Here is a 425-nt window from a genome sequence, read left to right on the forward strand (position 1 = left end):
GGACTACTGGCGATCGACTATGCACTGCATGGCCCGGTTAACCCGGCGCTGCTGGTGGTAACCGACACCAATAACGACAAGTTGAGCTACGCCCGCAAGCACTATCCATCAGAACAACAAACGTTGATCCATTATCTCCACGCCGAGGATGCGGCGTATGACACGCTGATGGCGCTGAGCGGCGGTCACGGATTCGACGACATCTTTGTGTTTGTGCCCAACGAACAGCTGGTTACGCTGGCTTCTTCCCTGCTGGCTGCCGATGGTTGCATGAACTTCTTTGCTGGTCCGCAGGATAAGCAATTTAGCGCGCCGATTAACTTCTACGACGTACACTACGCCTTCACCCATTATGTTGGGACGTCTGGCGGCAATACCGACGACATGCGCGCGGCGGTTAAACTTATCGAAGAGAAGAAAGTTCA

1 pseudogene is annotated in these 425 nt (G+C 54.1%); it reads left to right on the forward strand.

Features of this window, described 5'->3' with window-relative positions:
* A pseudogene (gene sorE / locus FDX22_RS31980) lies at window positions 1-425 on the forward strand (L-sorbose 1-phosphate reductase); the annotation flags it as partial.

Source organism: Citrobacter sp. TBCS-14, from assembly GCF_005280805.1.
In the GTDB taxonomy this organism is placed as follows: domain Bacteria; phylum Pseudomonadota; class Gammaproteobacteria; order Enterobacterales; family Enterobacteriaceae; genus Citrobacter; species Citrobacter gillenii.